The organism is Chthonobacter albigriseus (assembly GCF_013839445.1).
Lineage (GTDB): Bacteria > Pseudomonadota > Alphaproteobacteria > Rhizobiales > Pleomorphomonadaceae > Chthonobacter > Chthonobacter albigriseus.
The window spans coordinates 497315-512115 of sequence record NZ_JACDIT010000001.1 but is presented as its reverse complement, the minus strand read 5'-3'; the positions used below and the strand labels follow the sequence as shown (position 1 = coordinate 512115).

Sequence of the window (14801 nt, the reverse complement as noted above, 5' to 3'; positions counted from 1 at the left end):
CCCCCGCCCCCCGCCGGGGGGCGGGCGGTGCCGCCGCCCCCCCCGCCGGAACCGGCCTCCGCCGCCCCCCCCGACGGCCCCCGACACCAACCCGCACCCGCCGCATCGCTAGCCCCTTCCGCCCTCAAGGCTCACGCGCCGATGGAATTTCTCACAGAGAACAAGCTGCCCGTCGGCAAGGTCGTGAAGGACGCCGTCGATTGGCTGACGACCAACGGCTCGGGCTTCTTCGACGCCATCGCAGCCGTACTCGACGCGGTAATCGGCGCCATCCTGGCGGTGATCCAGTTTCCGCCTCCGCTGCTGACGGTCGCCCTCGTCGCGCTGCTCGCCTGGTGGCTGCGCCGCTCGATCGGCCTCGCGGTCTTCGTGGTGCTCGGCCTGCTCTTCATCATCAACCAGGGCTACTGGAAGGAGACCACCGAGACGCTCGCCCTGGTGGTCGCCTCGGCCTTCGTCTCCATGGCGCTCGGCGTGCCGCTCGGCATCGTCTCGGCCCGCCGCCCATGGCTGAACACGGCGATGCGCCCGGTGCTCGACCTGATGCAGACGATCCCGACATTCGTCTACCTGATCCCGGCACTCATCCTGTTCGGCCTCGGCATGGTGCCCGGCCTGATCGCCACCGTGATCTTCGCATTGCCGGCCCCGATCCGCCTCACCCAGCTCGGCATCGCCTCCACCCCGACCGCCCTGATCGAGGCCGCCGACAGCTTCGGCGCGACGCCCATGCAGCGGCTCCTCAAGGTGGAGATCCCCTGGGCGATGCCGCAGATCCTCGCCGGCCTCACCCAGACCATCATGCTTTCCCTCTCCATGGTGGTGATCGCCGCCCTGGTCGGCGCCAACGGCCTCGGTGTGCCGGTGGTGCGCGCACTCAACACGGTGAACGTCGGCATGGGCTTTACCGCGGGCCTCGCCATCGTGCTCCTCGCCATCATCCTGGACCGCCTCTGCCGGGCCGACGAAGGAAAGGGCCGCTGATGTCCGCCTCCGCTCCCCGCCGGGCCGTTTCCTTCAGCAAGGTCGACATCGTCTTCGGCGCCGACCCGGCGCGCGCCTATCCGCTGATCGACGAGGGCCGCCCGGTCGCCGAGATCAACAAGGAGACCGGCCAGATCGTCGGCGTGATGAACGCGACCTTCGACGTCATGGAGGGCGAGATCGTCGTCCTCATGGGCCTTTCCGGCTCCGGCAAGTCGACCCTGATCCGCGCCGTCAACGGCCTCAACAAGGTCGCGCGCGGAGCCGTCCACCTCGCCGACGGCGACGGCGACGTGGAGGTCTCCCGCTGCGACGCGGCCACGCTGCGCCGCGTCCGCCGCACCCGGGTCGCCATGGTGTTCCAGCAGTTCGGCCTGTTGCCCTGGCGTACGGTGGCCGAGAACGTCGCCCTCGGCCTGGAGCTTTCCGGCGTCGACAAGGCGGAGAGCGACAAGCGCGTCAAGGCGCAGCTGGAACTCGTCCACCTCTCCAACTGGGCGAACAAGAAGGTCCAGGAGCTGTCCGGCGGCATGCAGCAGCGCGTCGGCCTCGCCCGAGCCTTCGCCACCAACGCGCCGATCCTGCTGATGGACGAGCCCTTCTCGGCGCTCGACCCGCTGATCCGCGACAAGCTGCAGGACGAACTGCTTGAATTCCAGCGCAGCCTGAAGCGCACGATCCTCTTCGTCAGCCACGACCTCGACGAGGCGATGAAGATCGGCAACCGCATCGTCATCATGGCCGGCGGCCGGGTGATCCAGGTCGGCACCGCCCAGGAGATCATGCTGAAGCCGGCGACGCCCTACGTCGCCGAGTTCGTCGCCCACATGAACCCGCTGAACGTGCTCCGCGCCTGCGACCTCATGCGTCCGGCCGACGGGATCGCGGTGCCCGCCGACGCGGTGCGCCTGCCGGACGCCCACGTCTTCGCCGGCCGCGCCGCGATCGCACCGGCAGCTCTCCCCATCAAGGCTGTGATCGCCGCGCGGCTCTCCTCCGGCCTGCCGATCCTGGTTGAGGACGCCGGCCGCATCGTCGGCACCATCGACCAGGACGACATCATGCGCGGCATCATGCGGCGCTAGCTGCAGGACACGGCCGACGCCCCGCTTCAGAACAGGACCCGCATGCGCGCACAGCCTCCCGCCTCCCATTTCATCGACGGCGCACCCTTCGAGGATGCCGACGGCGCCGTGATCGAGTCGCGCTATCCGGCGACCGACGAGGTGATCGCGCGCCTGCACGCGGCCACCGCCGCCACCGTAGACCGGGCGGTCGCCGCCGCCACCCGCGCCCAGAAGGACTGGGCCGCTCTGCCTGGCCGCGAGCGAGGCCGCATCCTCCGCCGCGCCGCCGACCTGCTGCGCGAGCGCAACCGCGAGCTCTCCGTCCTGGAAACGCTCGATACCGGCAAGGCGCTGCAGGAGACGCTGGTGGCCGACGCGGCGTCCGGCGCCGATTGCCTGGAGTACTTCGGCGGCCTCGCCGCCTCGATCGAGGGCTCCACCGTCGACCTCGGCTCCGCCTTCGTCTACACCCGCCGCGAGCCGCTCGGCGTGGTCGCCGCCATCGGCGCCTGGAACTATCCGATCCAGATCGCCTGCTGGAAGGCCGCCCCGGCGCTCGCCGCCGGCAATGCCGTGATCTTCAAGCCCGCCGAGACGACGCCGCTCTCCGCCCTGAAGCTCGCGGAGATCCTGAAGGAAGCCGGGCTGCCCGACGGCGTCTACAACGTCGTCCAGGGCTACGGCGACACCGGACGCATGCTGGTGAAGCACCCCGGCATCGCCAAGATCTCGCTCACCGGCGAAAGCAACACCGGCAAGCGCGTGATGGCCGACGCCGCCGAGACGCTGAAGCATGTGACGCTCGAACTCGGCGGCAAGTCGCCGCTGATCGTCTTCGACGACGCCAACCTCGACAACGCGGTCGGCGCAGCCATGCTCGCCAACTTCTACTCCACCGGCCAGATCTGCTCCAACGGCACCCGCGTCTTCGTCCAGAAGGGCGCCAAGGAAGCCTTCCTGGAAAGGCTCGTCGAGCGCACGGCGAAGATCCGCCTCGGCGACCCGCTCGACGAGGCAACCCACCTCGGGCCGCTCGTCAGCCACAAGCACCGCGAGAAGGTTCTCGCCTACCTCGAACTCGGCAAGGCCGAGGGCGCGCGGCTGATGATCGGCGGCGGCGTCCCGCGCCTGCAGGGCTTCGAAAGCGGCGCCTGGGTCGAGCCCACCGTGTTCGCCGACGTCACCGACGACATGCGCATCGCCCGCGAGGAGATCTTCGGGCCAGTCATGGCCGTGCTCGACTTCGACACCGAGGAGGAGGTCGTCACCCGCGCCAACGACACCCCCTTCGGCCTGGCCGCCGGCGTCTTCACCGCCGACCTCGCCCGCGCCCACCGGGTGATCGCGCAGGTGAAGGCCGGCACCACCTGGATCAACACCTACAACCTCACCCCTGTGGAGATGCCCTTCGGCGGCATGAAGCAATCCGGCCTCGGCCGCGAGAACGGCCGCGAGGCCCTCCACAGCTACACCCAGGTGAAGAGCGTCTACGTGGAACTGGGAGACGTCGCGTCGCCGTACTAGGCGGGACGCGGGCACGCGGGCGAAACAGTAACGCATCCGAAACGACCGCGTGCTAGGGTCCTGGCATGCCCGTCGAGATCCGCCCCTCCCAGGCCCTGAAGCTCTGGCACGACGTGTCGCTCGCCATCGTGCGCGACCACGAATCGGACTTGAGCCCGCGCCAGATCACCATCCTGCTGACGGTCTACCTTGAGACGCCGCCGCACACGGTGCGGGGATTGGCCGAGAAGCTCGGCGTCACCAAGCCGGCGATCACCCGCGCCCTTGACACCATGGGCGAACTGAAGCTCCTCTCCCGCAGGCGGGACGAGAAGGACCGCCGCAACGTGATCGTCCAGCGCACGGTGGAAGGCGCGCTCTATCTGGAGCGCCTCGCCGACCTGATCGTGGACAAGGGAAGACAGCTTCCGAGATGACCGGCTACGACCGTCGCCTGACCCCCGCCCGACCGGATCTCGCGGCGGATTTCCTCGTTGGAGTCGTCGAGGCCGCCCGCTACGTCAAGGGAAGCCCGCGCCGCATCGCAACCGCCATCGCCGACCTCCGACGCGAGCCGAGGCTCGACTGCCCGCTCGACACCGAAGCCATCCTGGGCGAGACGGTCACCCTCTACGAGGACACGGACGAGGGCTGGGCCTGGGTCCAGCTCGACCGTGATGGCTATGTGGGCTGGCTCTCCTCCGACGCGCTGGGGGCCGTCGACCCGGAGCCGACCCATCGCATCACCGTGCCCCGCACGCTGGTCTTCCCCGGCCCGGATCTTCGCCTGCCGATCGCGGGACAACTGACCGAGGGTGCCGCGGTGACCGTCCGCACCTGGACCGAGACCCGCGGGCTGACCTACGCCGTCCTTCCCGACGGCACAGCCGTTGTCGCCAAGCACCTGACGGAGCTGACCGCCGATCCGCTCACCGACGACCCGGTCGAGGCGGCGCTACGCTATGTCGGCACGCCCTATCTGTGGGGCGGGCGGACCGCATTCGGGCTCGACTGCTCCGGCCTCGTCCAGACGGCGCTCGCCACCGCAGGCATCCCCGCGCCGCGCGACAGCGACATGCAGGAGGCGATCCTCGGCGATCCCTTGCCGACCGAGGGCACCGAGGTCCGCGTGCTCGCGGACGGCACGACGCTGATCGGCGGCGAACCGCTGGAGCGCGGCGACCTCGTGTTCTGGAAGGGCCACGTCGCCTTCGTCTCGGGCCCCAACTGCCTGCTGCACGCCAATGGCTTCCACATGCTGACCGTAGAGGAGCCGCTGGACGAAGCGCTGGCACGGATCCGCGCCGCAGGCGGCGACGTCACCAGCGTCAAGCGGCTCTAGGCGGCTTCGAACTACCCGGAATGGGCCGGCGGCACGAAGGTGCCGGGATGGTGCTGGAACAGCCAGGTTTCGGTCAGCGCCTCGTTTTCAACCTTCAGGAACAGGCGCATGTCGACCGGTTCGTTGCCAGTCGGCTTGAAGTCGAACACGGCGCGCCAGCGCTTGGTGCCCACCACCGGCAGCACGTAGGTGCCGGAAATGGTGCCGGATGCCGCCGATACCACGGCCTCGACGCCTTGGCCCTGGCCGTAGTCGCCGAGCTTGCCGCCCTCGAAGTCGACCACATACTTGACGGTGTCCTTCGGCCGCGGCTGTCCGGGAACGCCGCCGATCCCGAGGCGCGTGGAGATCACCCGACCGATCGCCGGCGGGTTCGGCTCGTCGGCAAGCCAGGTCAGCCGGTAGTCGACGGCGACCAGGTCCCCCTTCTTCACCGGCTTTGCGGGCACCCAGTAGGCGACGATGTTGTCGTGGATCTCGTCGACGGTGGGGATCTCCACCAGTTGCACGGCGCCTTCACCCCAGCCGTTCTTCGGCTCGACCCAGACGCTGGAACGCTTCTCGTAGAACACCCCGTCGTCCTGGTAGTTCTCGAAGCTGCGGTCCCGCTGCATCAGGCCGAAGCCCTTGGGGTCGCGGTCGACGAAGGTGGAGGTCATCACCCGCGGCGGGTTGTTGAGCGGGCGCCACAGCCGCTCGCCGGCGCCGGTGGCGATCGCCAGCCCGTCGCTGTCGTGGATCTCCGGGCGCCAGTCGGGCGCCGCCAGCCGGTTCGTCTCGTTGTACCAGAACATCGAGGTGAGGGCCCCGACGCCAAGCCGCTGGATGTCCTTGCGCGCGAAGAAGCGGCAGGCCATGTCCATCACCACGCCCTTGTCGCCCGGCTCCGTGCCGCGCGCGCAGTCCCAGCGCACGGCTCCCGAAACGCTCGGGCCTTCCAGCGCGGCGTAGATCACCAGCGTGCCCTTCTCCGAAGGCGCGAAGAAGAAGTCGGTGAAGCGCGGAAACTCCTCCGGTGTCGGCAACGCCGTGTCGATGGCGATCGCCCGCGCCGACAGACCGTACTGGTCCATGGCGCCGGAAGAGCGGAAATAGGCCGCGCCGAGGAAGGCCAGCCAGTCGCGCTCCACGCCGGGCTCCATGACGCGGAAACCGGCGAAGCCGATGTCCGCCGGCAGGCCTTCCGCAGGGTTGCCGGCAGGCACGTCGAAGAAATCGGGCGAATAGAGCACCGGCGCCGCCTGGTCGCCGTCGACCACGTAGATGCCGACCGGCTCCTTGAAGAACTTGCCGAGGTGGAAGAAGCGGATCGGGGCCTTGCCGCCGCCGATCTGCACCGTGTGGTCCGCCTTGAACTTGATCTGCCAGTGTTCCTCGTAGTCGATCCGCTCCAGCACCTCGGCGGCGACGACGGGCTTAGGCGCGAAAGGCTTGTCCGCGCGCGCCTTGGCTTCCGCGATCAGCCCGTCGAACGAGAACGGTCGGCCCTTGCCCAGGATGGTTGCTTCCTCTGCCCTGGCCGACAGCGGCAGGGCAGGCGCGAGACCAAGGGCGGCGAGAGCGCCGAGCACGTCGCGACGGGAAAGCGAGGTCATGGGCGATAGGCCTCTCTGGAGAACGGACGGACGAGGATGGAGGACATCGTGGTCGAAACGGGACGGGTGTACCGAGCGATGCCCCTCGGCGTCAACCGCAGGAAATAGGGCGTTTTCGGGGCCGTCCGATCCGCCGCGGCGGTCTTCGGTGCGGTCGGCCTGCTCCCTCGGACGCATCATCGCCGTGGAGCTTCTCAAATGCCCGTTAAGGCTCCATAACTTCTCGCCCATGACCGACGATTCCTCGGCTCCGCGCCTGTTCGAACGCCTCACCGGCACCGTCGACCGAGTTACGTTCCACAATGAGGAGAACGGCTTCTCCGTGCTGCGCATCCGCGTGACCGGGCGCAAGGAGCCGGTCGCGCTGGTCGGGCACGTGCCCTCCGTGTCGGCCGGCGAGAAGATCGACGCGGAAGGCCAGTGGATGACCGACAAGGTCCACGGCCTGCAGTTCCGCGCCGAGAAGATGACCACCCGCGAGCCGACCGGCCGCGACGCCGTCGCCCGCTTCCTCGGCTCCGGCCTGATCTCCGGCGTCGGTCCGGCGATGGCCGAGCGTATCGTCCAGGAGTTCGGCGCCAAGGCCCTCGACGTGATCGAGAACGAGCCGATGCGGCTGGTGAAGGTGCCGGGGGTCGGCAAGCAGCTCGCCGCCCGGATCGCAGAGAGCTACCGCGAGCGCAAGGCGGTCAAGGAGATCATGATCGCCTTCCAGGAGAAGGGCGTCGGCACCGCGCGCGCCGTGCGCATCTGGCGGCACTTCGGCCCGGAGGCGGTCAAGGTGATCGAGGAAGATCCCTACCGCCTCGCCCGCGAGGTGCGCGGCATCGGCTTCGAGGGTGCCGACGAGATCGCCGAGAAGTTCGGCGTCGGCAAAACCGCCCCGGAGCGTCTGCGCGCTGGCGTCACCTATGCGCTCGAGGACGCCGCTGACCAGGGCCACACGGCCGTTCCGCGCGAAGAGATCGCCCACCGCGCCGCCCGCCTTCTCGGCGTCGACCCGGAGGCGGTGACCGACGCCATCGCCGAGGCCATCCGACACGGCGACGTCGAGGAAACCGAGGTGGAGGGCGTCACCTGCCTGGCCGCCAAGCGTCTCGCCCGCTTCGAGGCGAGCGTCGCCAAGCGGCTGAGGAAACTCGCCGATGGGCCGGTGCCCTGGGGCAAGGTGGACGTGCCCGCGGCGATCGAGCGCTTCGAGACGGCAAGCGGCAAGACGCTGTCGCCGTCCCAGCGCGACGCGCTGGCGGCCGTCGCCACCGCCAAGGTTTCGGTCATCACCGGCGGACCCGGCGTCGGCAAGACGACCCTGCTCGACGCCCTTCTGGCCGTCGTCTCCCGCGCCCGCTTGACGGTGGCGCTCGCCGCGCCGACCGGACGTGCCGCGCGCCGGATGGCCGACCAGACCGGCCGCGAAGCGCGCACCATCCACCGGCTCCTGGAGATCGATCCGACGACGGGCGGCTTCAAGCGCGGCCCGGGCGAGCCCCTGGAGGCGGATCTCGTCGTGATCGACGAGGCCTCCATGGTCGACGTGGCGCTGATGGCTGCACTGCTGGAGGCGATGCCGCCCAACGCCGCGCTGATCCTGGTCGGCGACGTCGACCAGCTGCCCTCGGTCGGCCCCGGCCAGGTGCTCGCCGACGTGATCGCGTCCGGCACGGTTCCGGTCGCCCGCCTGACGGAGATCTTCCGGCAGGCCGAGGAGAGCCGCATCATCGTCAACGCGCACCGGATCAACCACGGCGAGATGCCGGAGGCTCCCCCGCCGGGGGAGACGGCCGACTTCTACCTCGTCGAGGCCACCGGCTCGGAGGACGCGCTCGCCAAGATCCTGGAGATCGTCGGCACCCGCATCCCCCGCCGCTTCGGGCTCGACCCGATGCGCGACGTCCAGGTCATCACGCCGATGCAGAAGGGCGCGGTCGGGGCTCGCAACCTCAACGACCAGCTCGCCAGGCTGCTCAACCCGGCGCCGCTCGACCAGGTGGAACGCTTCGGCCAGACCTTCGCGGTCGGCGACAAGGTCATGCAGATCGAGAACGACTACGACCGCGACGTCTTCAACGGCGACCTCGGGATCGTCCGCACCATTCGCGCCAAGGAGGACGAGGTCCGCGTCTCCTTCGACGGCCGCGAGGTGACCTACGGCCTTCAGGATCTGGAAGCCCTGCAGCGCGCCTACGCCATCACCATCCACAAGAGCCAGGGCTCGGAATACCCGGCGGTGGTGATCCCGCTGGTGCGCGAACACACCATCATGCTCGCCCGCAACCTGCTTTACACCGCTGCCACCCGTGGCAAGCGCCTGGTCGTGCTGGTCGCCGAACCCTGGGCGCTGGAGACGGCGGTGAGCGGCGCCAGGACACGCAGGCGCTGGACGCGCCTAAAGGAGATGCTGGCGGCGCAGGGCTAGCCGGCCGCAGCGCCGTCCCGCATTCCCCCATATTGACCACAATTCCGGCATCGCTTATCTGCCGAGGATGACCATCAAGCCGCTCGTCATCCTTCCTGATTCCCAGCTTCGCCTCGTCTCCGCACCGGTTGCGTCGGTCACCGACGAGATCCGGCGGCTGGCCGATGACATGCTCGAGACGATGTACGAGGCGCCCGGCATCGGGCTCGCGGCCATCCAGGTCGGCGTCCCGGTTCGCCTGGTCACCATCGACGTCTCGCGCGAGGAGGATGCCCGCGTGCCGCAGGTGTTCCTCAATCCGGAGATCGTCTGGTCGTCGGAGGAGAGGTCCAAGTACGAGGAGGGCTGCCTTTCCATCCCCGACTACTACGAGGAGGTGGAGCGCCCGTCCAAGGTGAAGGTGCGCTACCGCGATCTCGCCTTCGCCGAACAGGAAGTGGATGCCGACGGCATTCTCGCCACCTGCCTTCAGCACGAGATCGACCACCTCAACGGCGTGCTCTTTATCGACCACATCTCCAAGCTCAAGCGCGACCGCGTGGTGCGCAAGTTCGCCAAGCTCGCCAAGGAGAAGGAGCGGGGATGACAGGCGTCATCGCACGCAGATCACCTCGACCGGAAAGTCCAGATCCAGCCATGCCTTGTCGGCCGTGACGACGGGCCTCGCCAGCAACGCGCCGGTCGCCAAACAGGCACGATCCCTGAAGGAAAGCCCGTGGGCGCGGGTCTTCGGTCGCAGCAGCCCAGCCATCCAGGCGATTTCCTCCGAGAAACCGACCACCGGAACTTCCACCGCGGCGAGGACCGAACGGATTTCGCTGTCGTCCAGGCCGCGCTCGGCGAGCTTTGCCACGACTTCCGACAAGTTCACCGACGATATGACCCCAACCGGCAGGGCCCTCAGGACCACGTCGTGCCCCGTTTCGCCTTCGATCGCGCACAACAGCGCCGACGCGTCGAGAACCACCAGGTCTTCACTCGCCACGAGCGGAGTCCCGACGATCCCGGATGAGTTCATCGGTCAGCGACTGCTCTTCCGGAACATGCCGGCGCAGGATGGCCCGAGCCTCCGAGAGTGCCTGCGCCTGAGAACGCAGCCGAAGCTCCTCGCCCGCAAGCTCCACCACCACGGTATCGCCCGCTGCGAGCCCGAGAGCCCGCCGAAACGAAGCGGGAATCACGATCTTCCCGCCGTTGATGATCTTGACCGCCTGAGATGTCATGGTCCGAGCCGTTTTGGGTATCAAACAGACACATGGTACCTGATCTCGAGTAAAGGTACCAGCACGCAAGCACTCGACCTCGTCGACCCCTTCCGCTAAACCGCGCTCCGGACCTCGCCGGATCGGACCACTCTCATGCCGCTCAAGATCGTCTTCATGGGCACGCCCGACTTCGCGGTGCCCGTTCTCCTGGAGATCCTCGGCCACGGCCACGAGGTGGTGGCGGTCTATACGCGCGCTCCGCGTCCGGCCGGCCGTGGCATGGAGCTTCGGCGTTCGCCGGTCCACGAGAAGGCCGACGCCTTCGGCATCCCCGTGTTCACGCCGAAGACGCTGAAGGACGAGGAGGCGCAGGCCGTCTTCGCCAGCCACGGCGCCGACGTGGCGGTGGTGGTCGCCTACGGGCTCCTGCTGCCGAAGCCCGTGCTCGACGCGCCGGCCGAAGGCTGCCTCAACCTGCACGCCTCGCTGCTGCCACGCTGGCGCGGCGCCGCGCCCATCAACCGCGCCATCATGGCGGGCGATGCAGAGACCGGCGTCATGGTCATGCGCATGGAGGAGGGCCTCGACACCGGTCCCGTCGCCATGGCTGAGCGGGTCCCGATCGGGCCGGACGAGACCGCCGGCGAGCTCCACGATCGTCTCGCACCGCTCGGCTCCGACCTGATGATCCGCGCCCTCGGGGGCCTGGAGCGTGGCGGTCTTTCCTTCATGCCGCAGTCGGACGCGGGCATCGTCTACGCCCACAAGCTCACCAACGCCGAGACCCGCATCGACTGGAACCGTCCCGCCCGGGCGGTCCACGACCACATTCGCGGGCTCTCACCCTTTCCCGGTGCCTGGTTCGCCGCCGATTTCGGCAAGGGCGAGGAGAGGGTGAAGGTGCTTCGCTCCACGCCGGGCAACGGGCAGGGCGAGCCCGGCACGCTGCTTGATGCCACGGGCACCGTCGCCTGCGCCGATGGCGCGGTTCGCCTCGTCACGGTACAGCGGGCCGGCGCCAAGGCGATGCCCTACGCCGATTTCGCGCGCGGCGCCAAGCTCGCGCCGGGCGGGCGGCTCGGTTAGCCATGCCCCGCTACAAGCTCACCATCGAGTACGACGGAACCGACTACTGCGGCTGGCAACGGCAGGGCGAGGAGTTCGGGCTGAGCGTTCAGGGCGTTCTGGAGGCCGCGATCGCCGCGTTTGCCGGGCACCCGGTCACACTTGGTGGAGCGGGGCGCACCGACGCGGGCGTGCATGCGCTCGGGCAGGTCGCCCACGTCGACATCGCCAAGACCCTGCGCCCCGACACCGTGCGCGACGCGGCCAACGCGCACCTGAAGCCGCAGCCCGTTGCCGTCGTTGCCGCCGAATGGGTGCCGGACAGCTTTGACGCACGCTTTTCGGCGCGCCGCCGCCACTACCTCTACCGCATCCTCGACCGGAGGGTCCCGCCCACGCTCCAGCGCCACGTGGTCTGGCACGTCCGCAAGCCGCTCGACGTTGACGCCATGCATGCTGCCGCCCAGCGGCTCGTCGGGCATCACGACTTCACCACCTTCCGGTCAACCGACTGCCAGTCGAAGAGCCCGGTGAAGACGCTCGACCATCTCGCCGTCTCCCGCGTCGGCGACGAGGTCCACGTGGTCACCCACGCACGATCCTTCCTGCACAACCAGGTCCGCTCGATGGTCGGCAGCCTGCGCAAGGTGGGGGACGGCACCTGGACGGCAGACGATCTCTCCGCGGCGCTCAACGCCGCCGACCGGACGGCCTGCGGGCCCGTGGCGCCCCCGTCCGGCCTCTGCCTCACCCGCGTCGACTATTGAGGGGTCGCTAATACGGGCAGAAGCGCGTGAAGATTACGAACATTTAATCGATTAGCCCTCTTCCGGCCTACGGGGGACTACTTACCTCAAGGTTCAGCTGGCGGACTGGCCGCCGGCCTGAGACGGAGGAACCCCATGACTGCGAAGAAGACCATGATCGTCGCCGTGTCGTCCCTCGTGCTGTTCGCCGCGGGCCCGGCCCTTGCCAACACCGGATCCTGCGCCCCGCTCGATGAAGCCGCCGCCAAAGCCGCCTTCGACAAGTGGGCAGCCGCCGTCCCGGGCCACAATCCGGACATGGTGCTCGACTTCTACGCCCCCGGCCACAGCTTCAAGCCGCACGACAAGGCGGAAGCCCTCACCGACCGTACCGCCATCCGCGACTACTGGAACGCTTTCGTCGACAAGACCCCGAAGGTCACGCTCGGCGAAGCGAAGACCGAAATGGACTGCAACAAGTTCGTCAAATCGGGGGTGAAGACCTGGAACCTCGGCGGCGAGGAACTCGCCACCAACTTCACCATGGAGTTCGAGAACAAGAACGGGACGTGGCTGATCACCAGCCACGAGATCACGCCCGTCGCGAACTGACGACAGACCTTAGGAGGCAACAGGGGCGCGCCGGCTCGGGCGCGCCCTTTTGCTTTCACCCCTCCCACTTCAGCACCACCGTACCGAGCGGGGGCAGCGTCACCGCAAGGCTCTGTGCCTCGCCGTGGCTCTCCATGGCGTCCGCCTCGATGGCGCCGGCATTGCCCACGTTCGAGCCGCCGTAGATCTCCGCGTCGCTGTTCAGCACCTCCAGCCAGCGCCCGCTCCGCGGCACGCCGATCCGGTAGCCCGGCCGCGGCACTGGCGTGAAATTGCAGATGACAAGCACCGGCGCGTCGCTGTCGAAGCCGTGTCGGACAAAGGCGTAGACCGAATTCTGCCGGTCGTCGCCGATCACCCAGCGGAAACCCTCCGGCTCGTGGTCGCGCGCATGCAGGGCCGGCTCGGCGCGGTAGAGCGTGTTAAGGTCGCGGATGAGCCGCTGCGCGCCGGCATGCTGCGGCCGGTCCAGGAGCCACCAGTCGAGCTCTCCGTCGTGGTTCCACTCCCGCCCTTGGGCGATCTCGCAGCCCATGAAGATCAGCTTCTTGCCCGGGTGGGTCCACATGAAGGCGTAGTAGGCGCGCAGGTTGGCGAACTGCTGCCAGCCGTCGCCCGGCATCCGCCCGAGGATCGAGCGCTTGCCGTGGACCACCTCGTCGTGGCTGAGCGGCAGCACGAACCGCTCCGAGAAGGCGTAGACGAGCCCGAAGGTCATCTCGTCGTGGTGGAAGCGCCGGTGCACCGGCTCGCGTCCGATGAACGACAGCGTGTCGTGCATCCAGCCCATGTTCCATTTGTAGGAGAAGCCGAGTCCCCCGTTCTCCAGAGGCGCCGAAACGCCCGGCCAGGCCGTGGATTCCTCGGCGATCGTCACAGCCCCCGGCACCTCGTGCGCGAGCACGCCGTTCATGTGCTTCAAGAACGCCACGGCCTCCAGGTTCTCCCGACCTCCGTAGCGGTTGGGCACCCACTCGCCGGCCTTTCGGCTGTAGTCCCGGTAGAGCATCGAAGCCACGGCGTCGACGCGCAGGCCGTCGATGTGGAAGCGGTTCAGCCATTCGAGCGCGGAGGCAACCAGGAAGCCGACCACCTCGGTCCGCCCGAAGTTGTAGATCAGCGTGTTCCAGTCCTGGTGGAAACCTTCCCGCGGGTCCTGGTGCTCGTACAGGGCTGTGCCGTCGAAACGGGCGAGCCCATGCGCGTCGGTCGGGAAGTGCGCCGGCACCCAATCGAGCAGCACCCCGATCCCCTCGGCGTGGCAGCGATCGACGAAGCGGCAGAGCGCATCCGGCCCGCCGTAGCGGGCGGTCGGGGCAAACAGCCCGAGCGGCTGGTAGCCCCACGAACCGCCGAAAGGATGCTCCATGATCGGCAGCAGTTCGATGTGGGTGAACCCCATGTGCCTGACGTAGGGAACCAGCGTGTCCGCCAGGAAGTCCCATGTCACCGGCTGGTCGCCGGCGCGCCGCCAGGATCCCGGATGCAACTCGTAGATCGACATCGGCGCCGTCGGCCCCTGCCGTGCTGCCCGGTGTTCCATCCAGGCGGCGTCGGTCCAGGCGAACGGCGCGGGGTCGGCGACGATCGACGCGGTCGCCGGCGGCATCTCGAACCGCCGCGCAACCGGGTCGCTCTTCTGCGGCAGCAGCGTCCCGTCCGGACCGACCAGCTCGAACTTGTAGCGTTCGCCCGGCCCGATCCGCGGAATGAAGATCTCCCAGACGCCGCACTCGGCCCTCAGCCGCATCGGGTTGCGGCGGCCGTCCCAGCTGTTGAAGTCGCCGATCACCGAGACGCGACGCGCGTTGGGCGCCCACACGGCGAAGCGCACGCCGGGGACGCCGTCCACCTCGGTCGCCACGGCGCCGAGCGCGTCGGCGAGACGGCGGTGCGTGCCCTCCGCCAGCAGGAACACGTCCATCTCGCCGAGCAGCAGCGGGAAGGAATAGGGGTCCTCGGCCTCGTGCACGCCGTTGGACCACGTCACGCGGAGCCGGTAGCGCGGCGGCACGGCGTTGACCGCAGCGACCCAAAGCCCGTCTTCCACATGCTCGAGGGAGGCGAGGACCTTGCCATCCGCCAGCACATCCGCCGACAGCGCCCCCGGCAGGAAGGCGCGGATCACCTTGGGACCGCGCACCGTCGGATGCGGCCCGAGCACGGAAAAGGGATCGCCGTGTCGGCCTTCCGCGATGGCGCGGATCGCGCCCTGATCCAGCCCCGCGCGCAGATCCACCTGTCCGGCCATGCCTGTCCTCCCCGG

The 14801-nt window shown here is 68.8% G+C and carries 14 protein-coding genes; 10 read left to right on the top strand and 4 right to left on the bottom strand.

The genetic code is table 11. The features are described from left to right. Nucleotides 1-141: 141 nt before the first annotated feature. From choW to HZ321_RS02245, 5 genes are all read left to right on the top strand, one after another. Nucleotides 142-984 carry a choline ABC transporter permease subunit gene (gene choW / locus HZ321_RS02265; RefSeq protein ID WP_181699794.1) on the top strand — a complete coding sequence of 281 codons (843 nt, stop codon included), beginning with the start codon at nucleotides 142-144 and terminating at the stop codon, nucleotides 982-984. Further along, the gene (choV, locus tag HZ321_RS02260) at nucleotides 984-2069 is read left to right on the top strand and encodes a choline ABC transporter ATP-binding protein (protein ID WP_181699792.1); all 1086 of its coding nucleotides are present in this window, start codon (nucleotides 984-986) and stop codon (nucleotides 2067-2069) included. Before choW ends, choV begins: the two co-directional genes overlap by 1 nt. A 42-nt stretch (nucleotides 2070-2111) precedes the next feature. Beyond that, nucleotides 2112-3575 (top strand): betaine-aldehyde dehydrogenase, encoded by a 1464-nt coding sequence (gene betB / locus HZ321_RS02255; RefSeq protein WP_181699790.1) that lies wholly within the window; start codon nucleotides 2112-2114, stop codon nucleotides 3573-3575. A gap of 65 nt (nucleotides 3576-3640) precedes the next feature. Next, nucleotides 3641-3991 carry a MarR family winged helix-turn-helix transcriptional regulator gene (locus tag HZ321_RS02250; protein ID WP_181699788.1) on the top strand — a complete coding sequence of 117 codons (351 nt, stop codon included), beginning with the start codon at nucleotides 3641-3643 and terminating at the stop codon, nucleotides 3989-3991. After that, entirely contained in the window at nucleotides 3988-4896 is a 909-nt protein-coding gene (locus HZ321_RS02245) for a C40 family peptidase (protein ID WP_181699786.1), read from the top strand. The genes HZ321_RS02250 and HZ321_RS02245 overlap by 4 nt, the downstream gene beginning before the upstream one ends. Nucleotides 4897-4907: 11 nt before the next feature. On the opposite strand, the gene HZ321_RS02240 is transcribed toward HZ321_RS02245, so the two are convergent. Further along, on the bottom strand, nucleotides 4908-6491 hold the full coding sequence (locus HZ321_RS02240) for an OpgD/OpgG family glucan biosynthesis protein (RefSeq protein WP_181699784.1): 1584 nt from the start codon (nucleotides 6489-6491) through the stop codon (nucleotides 4908-4910). 229 nt (nucleotides 6492-6720) lie between these two features. On the opposite strand from HZ321_RS02240, the gene recD2 reads away from it, so the two are divergent. Together recD2 and def are read left to right on the top strand one after the other, a co-directional pair. Further along, a complete protein-coding gene (recD2, locus tag HZ321_RS02235; protein ID WP_181699782.1) occupies nucleotides 6721-8907 on the top strand; it encodes an SF1B family DNA helicase RecD2 in 2187 nt (728 codons plus the stop codon). 67 nt (nucleotides 8908-8974) lie between these two features. After that, nucleotides 8975-9493: a peptide deformylase gene (gene def / locus HZ321_RS02230; RefSeq protein ID WP_181699780.1), complete on the top strand. Its 519-nt coding sequence runs from the start codon at nucleotides 8975-8977 to the stop codon at nucleotides 9491-9493. Nucleotides 9494-9499: 6 nt separating this feature from the next. Here the strand turns inward: def and HZ321_RS02225 are convergent, their stop codons facing one another. Both HZ321_RS02225 and HZ321_RS02220 read right to left on the bottom strand, forming a co-directional pair. Next, on the bottom strand, nucleotides 9500-9892 hold the full coding sequence (locus tag HZ321_RS02225; RefSeq protein WP_206682714.1) for a type II toxin-antitoxin system VapC family toxin: 393 nt from the start codon (nucleotides 9890-9892) through the stop codon (nucleotides 9500-9502). Further along, a complete protein-coding gene (locus tag HZ321_RS02220; RefSeq protein ID WP_181699776.1) occupies nucleotides 9882-10130 on the bottom strand; it encodes an AbrB/MazE/SpoVT family DNA-binding domain-containing protein in 249 nt (82 codons plus the stop codon). The genes HZ321_RS02225 and HZ321_RS02220 overlap by 11 nt, the downstream gene beginning before the upstream one ends. A gap of 135 nt (nucleotides 10131-10265) precedes the next feature. On the opposite strand from HZ321_RS02220, the gene fmt reads away from it, so the two are divergent. The 3 genes from fmt to HZ321_RS02205 all read left to right on the top strand — a co-directional run bounded on the left by fmt (nucleotide 10266) and on the right by HZ321_RS02205 (nucleotide 12535). Then, nucleotides 10266-11198, top strand: a complete 933-nt coding sequence (gene fmt, locus HZ321_RS02215) for a methionyl-tRNA formyltransferase (protein WP_181699775.1) — start codon at nucleotides 10266-10268, stop codon at nucleotides 11196-11198. 2 nt (nucleotides 11199-11200) lie between these two features. Then, nucleotides 11201-11944, top strand: a complete 744-nt coding sequence (gene truA, locus HZ321_RS02210) for a tRNA pseudouridine(38-40) synthase TruA (protein ID WP_181699773.1) — start codon at nucleotides 11201-11203, stop codon at nucleotides 11942-11944. Between the two features lie 135 nt (nucleotides 11945-12079). Next, nucleotides 12080-12535: a nuclear transport factor 2 family protein gene (locus HZ321_RS02205; RefSeq protein ID WP_181699772.1), complete on the top strand. Its 456-nt coding sequence runs from the start codon at nucleotides 12080-12082 to the stop codon at nucleotides 12533-12535. 55 nt (nucleotides 12536-12590) lie between these two features. On the opposite strand, the gene glgB is transcribed toward HZ321_RS02205, so the two are convergent. Beyond that, the gene (gene glgB, locus HZ321_RS02200; RefSeq protein ID WP_181699770.1) at nucleotides 12591-14786 is read right to left on the bottom strand and encodes a 1,4-alpha-glucan branching protein GlgB; all 2196 of its coding nucleotides are present in this window, start codon (nucleotides 14784-14786) and stop codon (nucleotides 12591-12593) included. Nucleotides 14787-14801 lie beyond the last annotated feature (15 nt).